The following is a 14448-nucleotide window of genomic DNA, read 5'->3' as shown; positions in this document are numbered from 1 at the left end:
GTAGGATAACAAACACCTATGAAAAAAATCCTTATAGTCGATGATGAACCCGATATTTGCCTTTTACTCAGGAAGTACTTTACTAAAAAGGGCTACGAAGCATTTAGTCAACCCAATGGAGAAGGAGCTATCAAATGGCTCAAATCCAATGAAGTAGATTTGGTGATCTGTGACTTTAAATTGCCTGATTATACTGGATTAGAAATCCTTCAAAAAATAAAGATCATTAGTGCAAAGATTCAGGTCATCATCATCACTGGATATTCTGACGTACGAGTGGCAGTAGATGCGCTCAAAAAAGGAGCTTACGATTACGTTACAAAACCACTATATCCAGACGAGATTCTTGTCACCGTAGAACAAGCACTTCAATTCAGACACGAAGCTGAGGCTAATTCTACAGCTGGAAAGCCTGCGGAAAATTCTGTCAAAAAGGTGGTTGCCTCACATTCAGATTTTATATCAGGCACCAGCCATCAGGCACAAGCTGTTCTCAAACACATAGACTTGATTGCAGCCACAGACATGTCTGTAGTGATTGAAGGAGAAACTGGCACTGGAAAAGAATATGTCGCCCGATCCATTCATGAAAAAAGCCACAGAGATCAAAAACCCTTCGTAGCGGTTGATTGTGGGGCGTTACCCATGGAACTAGCCGCTAGCGAACTTTTTGGGCATTTAAAAGGGGCTTTTACTGGCGCAATTCAAGATAAAAAAGGCTGTTTCGAAAGAGCCAATGGTGGTACATTATTTCTGGATGAAATTGGAAACCTGAGTTATGAAAATCAGCTGAATCTATTGAGAGTGTTGCAAGAGCGCGTCGTGCGTAAAGTAGGAGGGGCAGAGGAGCAATCTGTAGATGTTCGGGTACTGGTAGCCACTAACGAAAACCTAAGGGAAAAGGTGAAGTCGGGAGAATTTAGAGAGGATATTTATTTCCGTCTGAATGAATTCAAAATAGAATTATCACCATTGAGAGAACGGCCAGAAGATATTGAAGTATTTGCACAACACTTTCTGTCATTGGCCAATCAGCAGCTGAAAAAAGAAGTCCAAGGCTTCTCTTCAGATGTTATTCCAATCATCAGAACCTACAGCTGGCCAGGTAATTTACGGGAATTGAAAAATGTGATTAAAAGAGGCGTGTTGTTGTGCACAAGCGACACCATAGGTGCAGAGTGCCTGCCTCAGGAAATTTTGACACCATCTGTGCAAGACGAAAATATGGATATGGTGTTCAATGGAGGGATCCCGTCAAGTTTGAAGGCAGTGACAGAACAAGCAGAAAAGCAGGCGATCCTACTCGTTCTAGAAAAGACCAATAAGAACAAAAGCAAAACAGCAGAACTGCTTGGCGTAGATAGAAAAACGTTATACAATAAAATGCGAGCTTACGGCATAGAGGTCTGATAATTGGCTGACTATTTCCTAAATTACTCCTAGCGTGAATTTTACTACCATTTACATCTAACTAGCATACATTGGAACAAATTGAAGGTTTGAATGAAGGGGCTGTAGAAGGACTACTCAAAAGTATTCTAGATAGCGCCTTTAATGGCATAATGACACTCAAAGCCATAAGAAAGGATGACCAGATCATCGATTTTGAATGGCAATTTGTCAATGATGTGGCCGAAGAAATTCTAGGGTATGATTCAGAAAAACTGCTAGCACACAAACTACTCGATGTACTCCCTCACAACAAAACGGATGGCTTATTTGAAAGCTATAAATCTGTAGCGGAAACGGGAGAACTGAAAACCTTTGAACAGCATTATGCAGGTGACAATACAGAAAAGTGGTATAAAATAGCCATTGTGAAAATGGGAGACGGTGTCACCGTTACATTTCAGGATGTGTCTGATCTCAAAGAGGCTATCCTAGAAGTAGAAGCCAGAGAGAAAAAGTACCAAAAGTTGTTTGAAGAGTCGATTGATGCCATCTTTCAAGCCGATGCAAAATTTCGTTTTTTAGATGTGAATAGTTCCTTGTTGCAATTGTTCAAATATGAATCGGAGGATTTACTAAAGCTTTCACTGAAGGATCTTATTCTGGATCAGCAAGAATATGAAAACTTCAAAAAAATGTTGACGAGCGAAAAACGTGTAGAAGAATACGAGTTGGAAATGCATGATGCTGAAGGGCAAAAGAAGATTTGTATTGTCAACAGTGTCTTGCTGATCAATCCGGAGAGCAAGAAGAAAAGTTATATCGGAGTCATCCGAGATATGACCAAACGTAGACAAGCGGACAAGGAACTGGTTCAGGCAGAAAAACTCTCCATGACTGGGAAAATTGCAAGAACCATAGCGCACGAGGTAAGAAATCCGCTCACCAACTTGACCCTTGCACTAGAGCAACTCAGAGATGAAGTCACTGAAGAAATAGAAGATGCAGATCTCTATTTTTCCATCATCAAAAGAAACTCTGACCGAATTGGTCAGCTGATTACAGATCTTCTGAATTCTTCGAAGCCTAAAGATTTGAAGCTAGTTCAGCAGTCCATTAATCAAGTAGTCAAGCAATCCATAGCTTTAGTGAGAGACCGCCTCAATCTTCAGAACATGACACTTCATGAAAAACTGGATGACAATCTTCCGGAAATTGCACTGGACACGGACCAAATCAATATTGCACTACTCAACCTATTCATCAATGCCATAGAAGCCATGAAGCCAGATCAAGGTCAGTTGGAAATAACAACTCAACTATCCGGTGATCGAGTGATTGTGATCGTTTCCGACAATGGTAAAGGTTTAAGTAAAGAAGATATGAGCAAGCTGTTCGAACCATTTTTCACAGGAAAAACAGAAGGTACTGGGCTAGGACTCACCACAGTTCAAAACATCATCCGAAGTCACAAAGGAAATATACATGCTGAAAGTGAAGTAGGTAAGGGAACGAGCTTTACCATTAGTTTTCCAACCATGTGAGGAAATTATTGCCCAATCATCTATTAAACTCCGCGTAAATCCACATTACTTTTAGTAAAAACCCGCTTTAGAGCTTATCAGTGCCTTGGTACGTTATTCGCAACTCTTCTGGTAAAAACAATTAAAAATAGAAGATTATGGATAACAACATATTAGATATACAAAAACCAAAAAAGAAAACATTTGCATCATTGGGCTATTCGAAGCTCGAAACCGCAGAGCTGGTAGATGTCATGAATAAGCTATTGGCCAACTATGCCGTTCACTATCAGAAGCTCAGAAACTTTCACTGGAATGTGCGAGGAGGAGATTTTTTCGATATTCATGAAAAATTCGAATCGCAGTATAAAACGGCGAGCGTTGTGATCGACGAAATCGCGGAAAGGATTAGGATTTTTGGTCAGATGCCGCTGAGTACTTTGAGAGAATTTCTCGAAAACTCTGATATCAAAGAGTCAGGAACGGACCTTACTGGCCTGGAAATGGTAAAGGAAATCATCAAAGATTATCATATTCTATTGGAGCATTTGTTTGCAACCATAGAAGTAGCTATCGAAAATGGAGATAGTGGCACAGAAGAAATGATGAAAGGCTTTGTGAAACAAGTGGAGAAAGACCATTGGATGCTGACAGCTTTTGCCCATCAGGGGTAATCAAAAAATACAATTCAAATGCCTCAAAGGTTTTGAGGTTACTCACTAAAAATAGATAAACATGAAAGCGTTAAGAATAATATCAACATTCATTATTGGAGCAGGAGCAGGATTAGCTGCCGGATATTTAACAGCTCCAAGAAGTGGAAAAGAATCTAGAGAAAAATTGGTGGATGAATCAAAAGAGTATAAAGATGCTTTAGAAAAAGCAGCTACTCTGAAGTTGGCTGAAGCCAAAAGCATATTGAATAAGACCATCAAAGAAAAGTCCACTCAAGGCAAACAAATCCTTGATCGGGTAGCTGAAAAAGCTACTATGTAAGCTGGATTATGATCTATGTAGTGAGGATAGGTCGGAGGTACCTTTCGAGGGAATCCGGCTTATCCTCGCTGCATTTTCTCCTTTAGTACAACTATACCTAGTAAAACTAAACCCTCATTACAATGGAATTCAATTTGAATAAAGCAATAGAAATTTTAAGTGGAAAGCTATCCAACTGGCTAGAGTCACTCACCGCCTTGCTACCTAACATGGTAGTAGCTGTTTTTGTACTGGTCGTTTCATACATCACGGCGCGTATGTTGAGGATGGGGGTGAGCAATCTCATGCGACGTTTTTCGGCGAAAGAAGCTATTAATAGCCTATTTTCAACTATCGTGTATTTGACAGCCCTTGGTGTTGGATTGATCGTAGCGCTCAATGTACTTCACTTGCAGCAGACGGTTACTTCACTGCTCGCCGGTGCAGGTATCATTGGTTTGGCACTTGGTTTTGCTTTTCAGGACATTGCTGCCAATTTCATTTCAGGCGTGCTCATAGCCTTCAGAAAACCCATCCAGTTGGGGGATATTATAGAAACTAAATCCTTCATGGGTACAGTAGAAAAAATAGATCTGCGGGTAACTATGCTTCGTACTTTTCAGGGCCTTCATGTCATCATACCGAACAAGGATGTATTTCAATCGCCCGTGACCAACTATACCAAAACATCGGACCGTCGTATTGATCTGGAAGTTGGTGTATCTTATGCCGATGATCTCGAAAAGGTAAAAGAAGTGGCTATACATGCTGTCTCGGAATTGCCCTACTTGTTGCCTAATAAGGAAGTGGAACTTCATTATACCTCATTCGGGGATAGCTCCATCAACTTCAAGTTGATGATCTGGGTGCATTATCCCGATGAGCCAGGTTTTTTGAAAGCGCAAAGCGATGCGATTATCGCCGTCAAAAAAGCATTCGACGAAAATGACATTACTATTCCATTCCCAATTCGCACCCTGGATTTTGGGATCAAAGGAGGCAAAGAACTTTCTGAGATGAAAACTAATGTTGGCAATCTTAAGGCATCGGCAAACGGAAAAACCAAAGCGCTTGAGGAGAATTAAAATTTGTCAAACTGGTGAATAAAGAGCCCTGACTAGAAAAAAGTCAGGGTTTTTTGTGCCCTCATTTATTCGGCCAAGGGTTGGCTTTGGCTGCTATTGTCTGATTTTTATTTTGCGTATAAGGCAACAATAAACCTTTCCGTCTTCTATTGACGTTTTCATGATAATTCATTCACATATCGGCTACATATAGGAAGAATATAAACGTATTTTTACATGAGCTAGGCGAATAGGCCTTTGCGTAATTTTAAATCTGATTGAGATAGGGCCAGCTATCTTTCATTGTCCTAGTAGTCGAATAGACGATTTTAAGATAAAAGTGAATAATAAATCATTTTTCAAACAAAAGATCATTCATGAAGCCAACCACACACTACACAAAAAGTGGACGTATTAATATTGCCTATCAAGTTTTCGGTTCTGGCCCAATAGATTTGGTATATATCCCTGGCTGGGTATCCAATATAGATTGGATGTGGGCTTGTCCAGAATTAGTTCATTTCTTTGATGAATTGGGTAAAATTGCACGAGTAGTTCTCTTTGATAAAAGGGGAACTGGGCTTTCAGATCGGGTGGTAGAACTTTCAACTTTGGAGGAAAGAATGGACGATATCCGCGCAGTGATGGACGCTGTAGGTTCTGAAAAAGCCATTTTGTTTGGTCACTCTGAGGGAGGGTCTGTTTCAGCACTTTTTGCGGCTACTTATCCTAATCGTATTATTTCTTTGATCACTTTTGGTGTGTTTGCAAAGAGGAGGTATGCTGAGGACTATCCATGGGCACCTACCGACGAAGAGCGTCAGGCTGTTTACGATATGATCGAAAATAGCTGGGGGAGTGGTGAGATGGGTTTAGAATCATTAGCCCCTTCCAAGGCGAATGATAGAGTGTTTATGGAATGGTTGGCCAATTATTTTCGATCGGGAGCCAGCCCTAGCGCAGCCATGGTACTGACCAAAATGAATACACAAGTCGATATTATTGATATTCTGGGATCGATCAAGGTGCCTACGTTGATGATGCAACGCGTCAATGATATCGATGTGAAAATAGAGGAGGGTAGATTTATTGCAGATAGAATCAAGGGAGCGAAATTTGTAGAATTCGAAGGAGACGATCATCTCTTTTGGGTGGGCAATACGATTGAAGTCTTGGAAGAAATGCGGGCTTTTATATTAAATGAAAAGCCGGAAAAGGTATATGAAGAGCGGCTGTACACTATAGTGGCGGCGAGAGTAATAGCAGGTGATGGTTCAGTTGGCAATATCCAAGATATTATAAGTCAATATGTCTCTCAGTATAAAGGTAAAGTTGTTCAGCAGGAGCATGACGTATTCATAGCCACATTCGAAGGACCCAGCAGGGCGGTTCATTGTAGTATTGATCTAGTAGATGCTATAAGCAGATCGAATGCTGAATTGGCCATCGGTATTCACATTCGTGAAGGTGCTATAGATACTTCTCAGTTTATTAGTGGGGAAACACAGGGTTTTACCGAGTCTATGCTTCAGCTGGCAAAACCTGGGCAGGTACTCATTACACAGACAGTAAAATACTTATTAATGGGCACAGGCTTGAGTTTCCTTCCAAAAGAAGAGGTTTTTCAGACCATATCGGGCGAATCGCTTTCACTTTTCCGTGTATTGGATGACTCAAGAGTAGGGCTTCCATTGGATGATATGCCCCAACTACAGGTGGCTAGGAATGATTCTTTTCTAGAGAATGTCTTGCAAATTATTGAAGAGCATTTGAGCAATGAATCCTTTGGTGTAGAGCCACTTTGTAGAGAAATGGGTACGAGTGAACGCCAGTTGCAACGCAAGCTAAAGGCAATCACCAACAAATCTCCCAACCAGTTGATCTCGTCAGTACGTTTGCATAGAGCTAAGGAACTCTTACTCAATCAACAGCTCAATATTTCAGAGGTTGCATTTCAGACTGGATTTTCAAGCCCATCCTATTTTTCCAAATCATTCAAGAAGGAGTTCAACCTGAGCCCATCAGAACTATTGCAAAAATAGATTCGAGTTTTAATGGCATTTTATTCAGTCTAGGGAGACCTTCTTATGAAGGTACAATGATCAATTTTCAATGTCGGAAAAATCACAGCTCTGTCGGGTTTTTCTCGTTGCCTTGTCGGAAATGTTATTGGATTAGACGGATTTGTTTCAGACTTCTGAAGACCTTACATTCAAATTTGCAGGAAATAATGTGATCCATTGATCCAATTGAATTTTCTGCCATGTATAAACACCGTTTACTAAAGTTTCTCTGCTATTTGTTATTATTAGGTACCGTGTCGTGTGTCTGGGATCAAATAAATCCTGAATTCAATTGCTCTATTTCACCAATTCAAACTGAGCTATTGGAGCGAATTGATGCTGAATGCGGTAAAGCTATTGGAAGATTCTCGATAGCAGTTTCTGGTGGAGAGCCCCCATACACTTTTTCATCAGAAGCAGGTACAAATGCTGATGGCGTATTTGAAAATGTAGGATCAGGTAGTTATACAGTGCTGATTGTGGATACTAATGGTTGCTCAGACGAAATAACCGTAGAGGTGCTGAATTCAGATGGTGTCAACCTTGACAATATTTCAACCACTGATGCAGGGTGTCAAACCTCGCAAGGTACAATAGAGATTGACGTTTCTGGAGGAGTTGAGCCATACATCTTTAGTCTTAATGGTGGCAATACTCAGCAGAATAATAGCTTTTCAGGATTAGCAGGTGGCACCCATCAAATAAGCGTAGTAGATCAAGAAGGATGTGAGATTACGACTAGCATAAAACTGAATTCGGGAGTGGGTTTTAGTGCAGTGGAAAGCATCATCAAAAGCAGGTGTACCAGTTGCCATGGAAAAACTGCATCTCCAAGTTTCGGGTCATTCGATGAAATCAAAACTTCTGCTAGTCGAATCAAAGCGAGAACGGGCGCAGGTACCATGCCACCTAGTGGTTCAATTCCTCAAAGTGAGATAGATGCGATTGCCTGTTGGGTAAATGACGGAGCACTTTCTGACTAATCAATAAATCATACTAATTATTCAATCGTTACCGCTTGCTGAATTGGCAAACGACACAAACTAAAAATTTAAAAACATGAAGAACGGAATTTTGACTTTTTTGATAGTAGTTGTGGCATGTGCGCACGCTATGGCCCAACCGCTTATAGATCGAGAAGGTGTGGCTTCTTTTTTCTCAGAAGCACCTATGGAAGATATAGAGGCGGTCAACAGAGAGGTGCTAGGAGCAATCGATCTTGACAAAGGAACGCTGGCTGTGTCCATGCTAATGAAGAAGTTTCATTTTGACAAGAGTTTGATGGAAGAGCATTTTAATGAGAACTATCTCGAGTCTGAGAAATACCCAAAAGCAACTTTCAAGGGAATGATAAAGAATTTGGCAGCTCTGGACTTTTCAAAAGAAGGAACTTTTGAAGCAGAGGCTGAGGGTGAAATGGAAATTCATGGAGTGGCAAAACCATTATCCACAATGGTGAGGTTTGAGGTTGCTTCTTCAACCTTGAAAGCGTCAACAGATTTTTCGATTTCAATCGCTGATCATGACATTGATATACCAAAGTTGGTAATCAAGAATATCGCTGAAGTAGTTGAAGTTAAAGCTGTCTTTAATTTCAAAAAATAACTACCATGAAACGATTAGCTACAATTTTTTTCATGCTTAGCATTTCTATGACTCTTGCAGCGCAGGACGATTTACTGGCAAGTCTGGAAGAAGAGCAAGCAGATGAGACTACTTTGATAGAAGCTACTTTCAAAGGGACGCGAGTCATCAATGGTCACTCTGTCGAAACTAGGAAAAAGGGAGTCATGGATTTTATGATCTCTCACCGATTTGGAACCATAGATGGAGGTGCCTACGAACTGTTTGGGCTGGATCAGGCTTCAATACGAATAGGGCTGGAATACGCCGTGACTGATCGTTTGTATTTAGGGTTGGGACGAAGCTCTTATGAAAAGACCTATGATGGATTTGTGAAGTTTCGATTACTAAGGCAGTCTACTGGCAGTAAGATCATGCCACTTTCAGTGACATGGCTGAGCTCGACAGCTGTCAAGACATTGAAGTCTCCAGAGTTAGATCTGAGCTTCCAAGACAAACTAGCCTTTACCAATCAATTATTGATCGCTCGCAAGTTTGGTAATGGAATTTCGCTTCAGCTAGTGCCTACATGGGTACACCGAAACTTAATTCAGGAGGGTGATTTGAACAACGACATATTCGCCTTAGGGGTCGGTGGTCGCATCAAATTTTCTCAACGTGTCGCCTTGTGTGCAGAATATTACTATCAATTTCAACACCTCAACGAAGGAACTACGAATGCGATTGCCATTGGCTTCGATATAGAAACTGGAGGGCATGTATTTCAGCTTCAGTTTACCAATGCTACCGCCATGGTGCCTAAAGGATTTATCACTGAAACTACCAATGATTTTTTTGATGGCGAAATTCATTTCGGATTCAATATCTCAAGAACATTTCAGGTCAACTAAAAAATATACTCGCTTTCTCAGACTACATATCAATGCCGTGATTTCTTGTGCAACAGGTACCTCTGAATCTTGCTATGCTATGAGTCGAATAAATCAATTACAATAATTTTTTAAAAATCTACAACTAATGAAAAGTTTATTTAAGCAAATGAATGCCATGTTTCTAATGGCAGCATTAATCGCAGCATCAGCCTGTGGGGATGATAATGAAGAACCAAAAGTTGAAGCGGGTTCAATGATCAAACTGTACAATGACGCCACTTTAGGGGATGTATTGACTGATGCTAACGGTATGATATTATATGTCTTCGCCAAGGATGTAGCAGGAAGTAGTTCGTGCCTTGAGGGATGTCTGGATAGCTGGCCTATTTTCTACACAGAGGAAGCGGAGATTGGGTCAGGACTGGAAAGTGCTGATTTTGGTGTCATCACTCATACGAATGGCTCTATGCAGACTACATACAAGGGATGGCCACTTTATTACTATGCGCCTGCTGGAGATGGAGAAGTAGAAGCAGCAAACAGCACATCTGGAGAGGCTGTTGGGGGAGTATGGTTTGTGGCTAAGCCCAATTATACGATCATGTATGCCAATGCACAACTTGTCGGTAATGATGGAAATAACTACACTTCTGACTATGAAGAAGGAGATGGTGCAACCGCCTATTTTGTGAATTCACAAGGAAGAACTATTTACACTTTCGTAAACGATTCAAAAGACACTAACAACTACACAGCCAGTGACTTTTCTAATGACGCCGTGTGGCCAGTTTACACAAAAGAGCTTGATGGTATTGTATCTACTCTTGACGCTTCTGATTTCGGAACAATAGACGTGTTTGGCGAAAGCCAAATGACTTATAAAGGATGGCCATTGTACTACTTTGGTCAGGACACAGAAAGAGGAGACACAAAGGGCGTAAGTGTACCAAGTCCTGGAGTATGGCCTGTCGTAAACAAGAACATAGCTGCCGCTGAATAGGCAGCATAGCAATATTAGGTTTAAGTAAATAGTGTCAAAGGGCATTGCGCAATCAATGTCCTTTTTTGTATCATTCACTCTGGTATTTAACAAGTCGGATTTTTACATGATTTAGTTAAAAAGGTGGCAGTATTCGTCGGAATTATGATAGCACAGAGGATATATGATTAATTACTTTTGTGCAGCAATAATCATAACAAAGGGAACAATTGGTTGAGCTCATATTGGGTAGACTAGATGTTTTTTTGTTTCCTGATCATGGAGAGTTTAATAAGTATGCCTTCATTGAGTTGGCAGTATGATGAGAATTAAAAGGCATCTGGTTTTCCAGTTGCCTTTTTACTTTTTACGGAATCGTTGCAGTGTCGGAAAATTCATTGAAATCGTCGGATTTGTGATAGTTGACTGACTTTTGTTTTTTTAGTTTTGAAGAATAGAAACGCAGAGTAATTAGCGACCGAACATGCACACTGTTTTAGCGGTTCGGTCGCTCCTTCTTCGCAAGATCTTTTCAATCAGCTTTTTTACCATTTCGAAACACTCCAATTAGTGTAAATGAGTGGTCCAGAAATTATAGAATTTGACAAGAAAGAGTCTTGTTCTATGATATTTTAACAATAGAAGTTCTGACTCTTGTCAGAGCGATACGTTATGACCTTAAAATTTCACAAGGTCATCTAGATTAGGAGATGTAGTTACTTTCGACTACTAAATCAGTTCTGAAACTGATTTTGAAAGAGAATTTTGATCCTTTGCCAACCTGACTTTTTAACTTGATTTCACTACCGAAAAGCTTTAAGATATGCTTGGTGATGGACAAGCCAAGACCTGTTCCACCATATTTTCTAGTGGTATCAGAGTCAGCTTGGATGAAGTTGTCAAAAATGATTTGCTGTTGGTCTGTAGCTATCCCAATACCCGTGTCTTCTACCACGAATTTCAATTTGATCTTTTTCTTACTCTTTTTGATAGGTTTGATGCTTAGCAGCACACTGCCTTCATCAGTGAATTTTAGACTATTGCTCAGTAGGTTGTTCAGCACTTGCGACAATCGACCAGGGTCGCCAATCAATTGAGAAGGAACCTCATCGCTAACATCTATTTTCAGCTTAATCCCTTTTTTCAATGCTTCATTTCCAAAACCATCACTGATGCCTTTTACAAGTAGGTTCAAATCGAATGGAGTTGACTCTAGTTCTAGTTTGCCCGATTCAAGCTTATTTAAGTCCAGTATATCATTGAGTAACCTGAGTAGATTTTCTGCTGAAAATTTGAGCATATTCAAATTCTCAATCTGGTGTGGTTTTGGATTGTCTTCTAACAGCAAATGGATGGAGCCAATGACAACATTCATGGGCGTGCGGACTTCATGACTCATGACAGATAGAAAATCTGCTTTCGCCTTTGCAGCAATGAGCGCATTTTCCTTTTCTCTTTCGATGATCTCATTCTTACGTTCTATTTCGATGTTTTTATCTTTCAATGCCTCCATCGTTCTTGCTTTGGCCAGATAGGCCCAATAGAGGAAGAGAAGCAGTATAGCTATTATGAATAAAACACTGAAGGCAATATTTCTAACAGAAGTTTGATAGATATTCTCCTTATTCAATAACCCTATTTCCTGTTGCTGTCTATCGAAGTCATACTTTGATTCAATTTCCTTGATATTGCTTGTCATTTCGCTTTTGCGAATAATATTCAGCAATTCATTGTACTTTTCGTGGTAACCCAGGGCGACTTGATAGTTATTTAGCGATTTGTATAAGGTGGTTAAATTCAGAAGGCATTCTAGCGTGACGTTCTGAGTTCCTAGTTCTTGACTGAGACTTAATGCCTTTAGTAAAAACTTTTCTGCTTGATTCAGGTCTTGTTCTAGCAAGTGCGTTTTACCAAGAATGATGGAAGTCTCGGACATGCCTTTCTTGTTTTCTTCTGATTCGAAAAACGAATAGGCCTTTTGAGCATGTTTCAAGGCCAATTGAGGCTTGTGAGTGTACATGTATAATTCGCCTAATCCCCAATGGGTATAAGCAAGTCCCTGCTCGTCATTTAGAGCAATCAGCATTTCTAGTGCTGAGAAATAATGAAGAAGTGATTGGTCGTAGTTCTTCATCTGCATGTGCAGGGAGGCCACTTGTATCATGGAGTATGAGATACCAAGAGAATCTCCAAGCTGCTGCTCTATTTGCAGTGATTTTTTATGATAGGCTAATGATTTGGCCGTGTCTGCCAGACTTTGATAGACCATACCACAATTGTTGTAAATTCTTGCCAATCCTTGCTTGTCCCCATTGGCTTCGTATATATCCAAAGCCATGAGGAAATAGGTAACTGCAGTTTCATGATTGCCTTCGATGTCGTAGGAAATGGCTAGATTATTTAGTGCATCTGCCTTGCCGGGTTGGTAGTTTATTTCATCGGCCAGCTCGATGGCTAGTTTACAATATTCTCGCGAAGAGTCCAGATGAATGAAGGCATATTCAAAACCTAGTTTGGCAAGAAGTTTTACGCGAGAAGTATCTGAAGAGCTGTTTTGAAGTCTAAATTTGAGAGAATCGGTCTGCTCAGCATGGACATATCCATAGCACAAAAAGGCAATCAGAGTATGTACCAATAGTTTCTTCATTAGCAAATAGGAAAGTTAGTCCTAGTAAATTCCTAAAGAATGAGTAACAGTAAAAGCAATAAGTAGGTTTTTCTGAAAACTACTGCGAATTGTACTAGTACGTCGTCTTACGGTGCAATTCTTCTTGTCAATTGTCCTCTTTATTCCCGAGTTCTACATTAGCTGCATACACGAATAAACTGAAAACAACCACACCCACAATAAATATAAATTCTCCTGTGATGATCATGATCGGTCAGGGTTTTTTCCAATAAGTTTGATGTAATTGGCACCGCAGATAATGGAAGGAACCCAGAGCCCAACAAAAATTCCTGCTTCACTTTGACCATTGAACCATAAGGACACCGATAGCAGAAAGGATACAAATGCTGCAATGAGAAAGATTTTGTCTGATTTTTTCATGCTTTAAAGTAATAAAGAAATAGAACTTAAAACCCATATTCAGTCTATCCAGAACCTTCGGCTCCTGCTTTGACTTATTGTCTAGCTGACAATTCATGGTTAAGTTTAAGTTTATTTCAACTGTTCAAATCTAGATGACCAAACATAGAATCTATACCATGAGCTTTGCGGGAGTCTATCCACACTACGTGACCAAAGCTGAGAAAAAAGGCCGAACCAAGGCGGAGGTAGATCAAATCATTCATTGGCTGACAGGCTATGATCAACAAGGTCTGGAAGAAATTTTGGAAAAGAAAGTGGTCTTCGAAGCCTTCTTTGAGGATGCCCCACACCTCAATCCCAATCGAAAACTAATCAAAGGCGTAGTCTGCGGTATCCGGGTAGAAAACATCGAAGAACCCCTCATGCAAGAAGTTCGCTATCTGGACAAACTCATAGACGAACTGGCCAGAGGAAAAAAGATGGAGAAGATTTTGAGGGCGGGGTGATTATGTTAGTGTAGAATTTGTATGGATTCAAAACCAATGAAAAGCCATTTATGCCACGATTGACCTACAGAGTTTATGTGATAGAATTGTCTAAGCGTGTTTTTACTGAAAATACTCGATTTCGTGCGGCTAATCCACAATTCAATGGCGTGCTAGAATGCCTATATGTTGGAATGACTAGTAAAGATCCAAAAGAACGATTTGAACAACATAAAAAAGGAACCTTGAGCAAGAGAGGTCATAAGCTTTCTTCAAATATCGTTCAGAAATATGGTGCCTACCTTCGTCCGAATTTATACAACCATATAGCACCCATGACAACCAGAGCCGAGGCGCTAAAAATGGAAGAAAAGTTGGCTTTGGAATTGCGTAGGAAGCGATATGCCGTTTGGTTTAATTAGTTTATACAATCTAAGCCCAGCTTCGTGTCCTCACGAACCTAAAACAATAAAATTTCTGTGT

Annotated in this window: 14 protein-coding genes; 12 read left to right on the top strand and 2 right to left on the bottom strand. The window is 40.2% G+C overall.

Translation table 11 applies throughout. The annotated features are described in order from the left end of the window. Nucleotides 1–18: 18 nt before the first annotated feature. The 10 genes from ABJH98_RS12780 (at nucleotide 19) to ABJH98_RS12735 (ending at nucleotide 10470) form a co-directional block, all read left to right on the top strand. On the top strand, nucleotides 19–1410 hold the full coding sequence (locus ABJH98_RS12780; protein ID WP_348308084.1) for a sigma-54 dependent transcriptional regulator: 1392 nt from the start codon (nucleotides 19–21) through the stop codon (nucleotides 1408–1410). A 71-nt stretch (nucleotides 1411–1481) separates the two neighbouring features. Beyond that, nucleotides 1482–2933, top strand: a complete 1452-nt coding sequence (locus ABJH98_RS12775) for an ATP-binding protein (RefSeq protein WP_348308083.1) — start codon at nucleotides 1482–1484, stop codon at nucleotides 2931–2933. 137 nt (nucleotides 2934–3070) lie between these two features. Next, complete coding sequence (locus tag ABJH98_RS12770; protein WP_348308082.1) at nucleotides 3071–3586, top strand: DNA starvation/stationary phase protection protein; 516 nt, start codon at nucleotides 3071–3073, stop codon at nucleotides 3584–3586. A 61-nt stretch (nucleotides 3587–3647) separates the two neighbouring features. Beyond that, on the top strand, nucleotides 3648–3908 hold the full coding sequence (locus ABJH98_RS12765; RefSeq protein ID WP_348308081.1) for a YtxH domain-containing protein: 261 nt from the start codon (nucleotides 3648–3650) through the stop codon (nucleotides 3906–3908). A gap of 122 nt (nucleotides 3909–4030) precedes the next feature. Beyond that, nucleotides 4031–4972: a mechanosensitive ion channel family protein gene (locus tag ABJH98_RS12760; protein WP_348308080.1), complete on the top strand. Its 942-nt coding sequence runs from the start codon at nucleotides 4031–4033 to the stop codon at nucleotides 4970–4972. A 356-nt stretch (nucleotides 4973–5328) separates the two neighbouring features. Beyond that, a complete protein-coding gene (locus ABJH98_RS12755; RefSeq protein WP_348308079.1) occupies nucleotides 5329–6993 on the top strand; it encodes an alpha/beta fold hydrolase in 1665 nt (554 codons plus the stop codon). Between the two features lie 221 nt (nucleotides 6994–7214). Continuing rightward, entirely contained in the window at nucleotides 7215–7997 is a 783-nt protein-coding gene (locus ABJH98_RS12750; protein ID WP_348308078.1) for a c-type cytochrome, read from the top strand. Between the two features lie 76 nt (nucleotides 7998–8073). After that, nucleotides 8074–8619: a YceI family protein gene (locus ABJH98_RS12745; RefSeq protein WP_348308077.1), complete on the top strand. Its 546-nt coding sequence runs from the start codon at nucleotides 8074–8076 to the stop codon at nucleotides 8617–8619. Between the two features lie 5 nt (nucleotides 8620–8624). After that, the gene (locus ABJH98_RS12740; RefSeq protein ID WP_348308076.1) at nucleotides 8625–9488 is read left to right on the top strand and encodes a DUF5777 family beta-barrel protein; all 864 of its coding nucleotides are present in this window, start codon (nucleotides 8625–8627) and stop codon (nucleotides 9486–9488) included. A 127-nt stretch (nucleotides 9489–9615) separates the two neighbouring features. Next, nucleotides 9616–10470: a hypothetical protein gene (locus ABJH98_RS12735; protein WP_348308075.1), complete on the top strand. Its 855-nt coding sequence runs from the start codon at nucleotides 9616–9618 to the stop codon at nucleotides 10468–10470. A gap of 682 nt (nucleotides 10471–11152) precedes the next feature. On the opposite strand, the gene ABJH98_RS12730 is transcribed toward ABJH98_RS12735, so the two are convergent. Both ABJH98_RS12730 and ABJH98_RS12725 read right to left on the bottom strand, forming a co-directional pair. Next, nucleotides 11153–13096 carry a tetratricopeptide repeat protein gene (locus ABJH98_RS12730; RefSeq protein WP_348308074.1) on the bottom strand — a complete coding sequence of 648 codons (1944 nt, stop codon included), beginning with the start codon at nucleotides 13094–13096 and terminating at the stop codon, nucleotides 11153–11155. Nucleotides 13097–13321: 225 nt separating this feature from the next. Beyond that, nucleotides 13322–13498, bottom strand: a complete 177-nt coding sequence (locus ABJH98_RS12725) for a hypothetical protein (RefSeq protein WP_348308073.1) — start codon at nucleotides 13496–13498, stop codon at nucleotides 13322–13324. Nucleotides 13499–13632: 134 nt separating this feature from the next. Between ABJH98_RS12725 and ABJH98_RS12720 the strand changes: the two genes are divergently transcribed. Next, on the top strand, nucleotides 13633–13986 hold the full coding sequence (locus ABJH98_RS12720; protein ID WP_348308072.1) for a DUF2200 domain-containing protein: 354 nt from the start codon (nucleotides 13633–13635) through the stop codon (nucleotides 13984–13986). Between the two features lie 50 nt (nucleotides 13987–14036). Beyond that, the gene (locus ABJH98_RS12715) at nucleotides 14037–14387 is read left to right on the top strand and encodes a GIY-YIG nuclease family protein (RefSeq protein ID WP_348308071.1); all 351 of its coding nucleotides are present in this window, start codon (nucleotides 14037–14039) and stop codon (nucleotides 14385–14387) included. The last annotated feature ends 61 nt before the right edge of the window (nucleotides 14388–14448 follow it).

Source organism: Reichenbachiella sp. (assembly GCF_039969095.1).
Lineage (GTDB): Bacteria > Bacteroidota > Bacteroidia > Cytophagales > Cyclobacteriaceae > Reichenbachiella.
The sequence above is the reverse complement of the archived record's forward strand: the minus strand, read 5'-3'. Positions and strand labels throughout refer to the sequence as shown.

Bases quoted from the DNA above. Each gene is read 5' to 3' on its own strand.
- ABJH98_RS12780 (WP_348308084.1), top strand. From the start codon at position 19: ATGAAAAAAATCCTTATAGTCGATGATGAACCCGATATTTGCCTTTTA.
- ABJH98_RS12770 (WP_348308082.1), top strand. From the start codon at position 3,071: ATGGATAACAACATATTAGATATACAAAAACCAAAAAAGAAAACATTT.
- ABJH98_RS12765 (WP_348308081.1), top strand. From the start codon at position 3,648: ATGAAAGCGTTAAGAATAATATCAACATTCATTATTGGAGCAGGAGCA.
- ABJH98_RS12760 (WP_348308080.1), top strand. From the start codon at position 4,031: ATGGAATTCAATTTGAATAAAGCAATAGAAATTTTAAGTGGAAAGCTA.
- ABJH98_RS12755 (WP_348308079.1), top strand. From the start codon at position 5,329: ATGAAGCCAACCACACACTACACAAAAAGTGGACGTATTAATATTGCC.
- ABJH98_RS12750 (WP_348308078.1), top strand. From the start codon at position 7,215: ATGTATAAACACCGTTTACTAAAGTTTCTCTGCTATTTGTTATTATTA.
- ABJH98_RS12745 (WP_348308077.1), top strand. From the start codon at position 8,074: ATGAAGAACGGAATTTTGACTTTTTTGATAGTAGTTGTGGCATGTGCG.
- ABJH98_RS12740 (WP_348308076.1), top strand. From the start codon at position 8,625: ATGAAACGATTAGCTACAATTTTTTTCATGCTTAGCATTTCTATGACT.
- ABJH98_RS12735 (WP_348308075.1), top strand. From the start codon at position 9,616: ATGAAAAGTTTATTTAAGCAAATGAATGCCATGTTTCTAATGGCAGCA.
- ABJH98_RS12730 (WP_348308074.1), bottom strand. From the start codon at position 13,096: ATGAAGAAACTATTGGTACATACTCTGATTGCCTTTTTGTGCTATGGA.
- ABJH98_RS12725 (WP_348308073.1), bottom strand. From the start codon at position 13,498: ATGAAAAAATCAGACAAAATCTTTCTCATTGCAGCATTTGTATCCTTT.
- ABJH98_RS12720 (WP_348308072.1), top strand. From the start codon at position 13,633: ATGACCAAACATAGAATCTATACCATGAGCTTTGCGGGAGTCTATCCA.
- ABJH98_RS12715 (WP_348308071.1), top strand. From the start codon at position 14,037: ATGCCACGATTGACCTACAGAGTTTATGTGATAGAATTGTCTAAGCGT.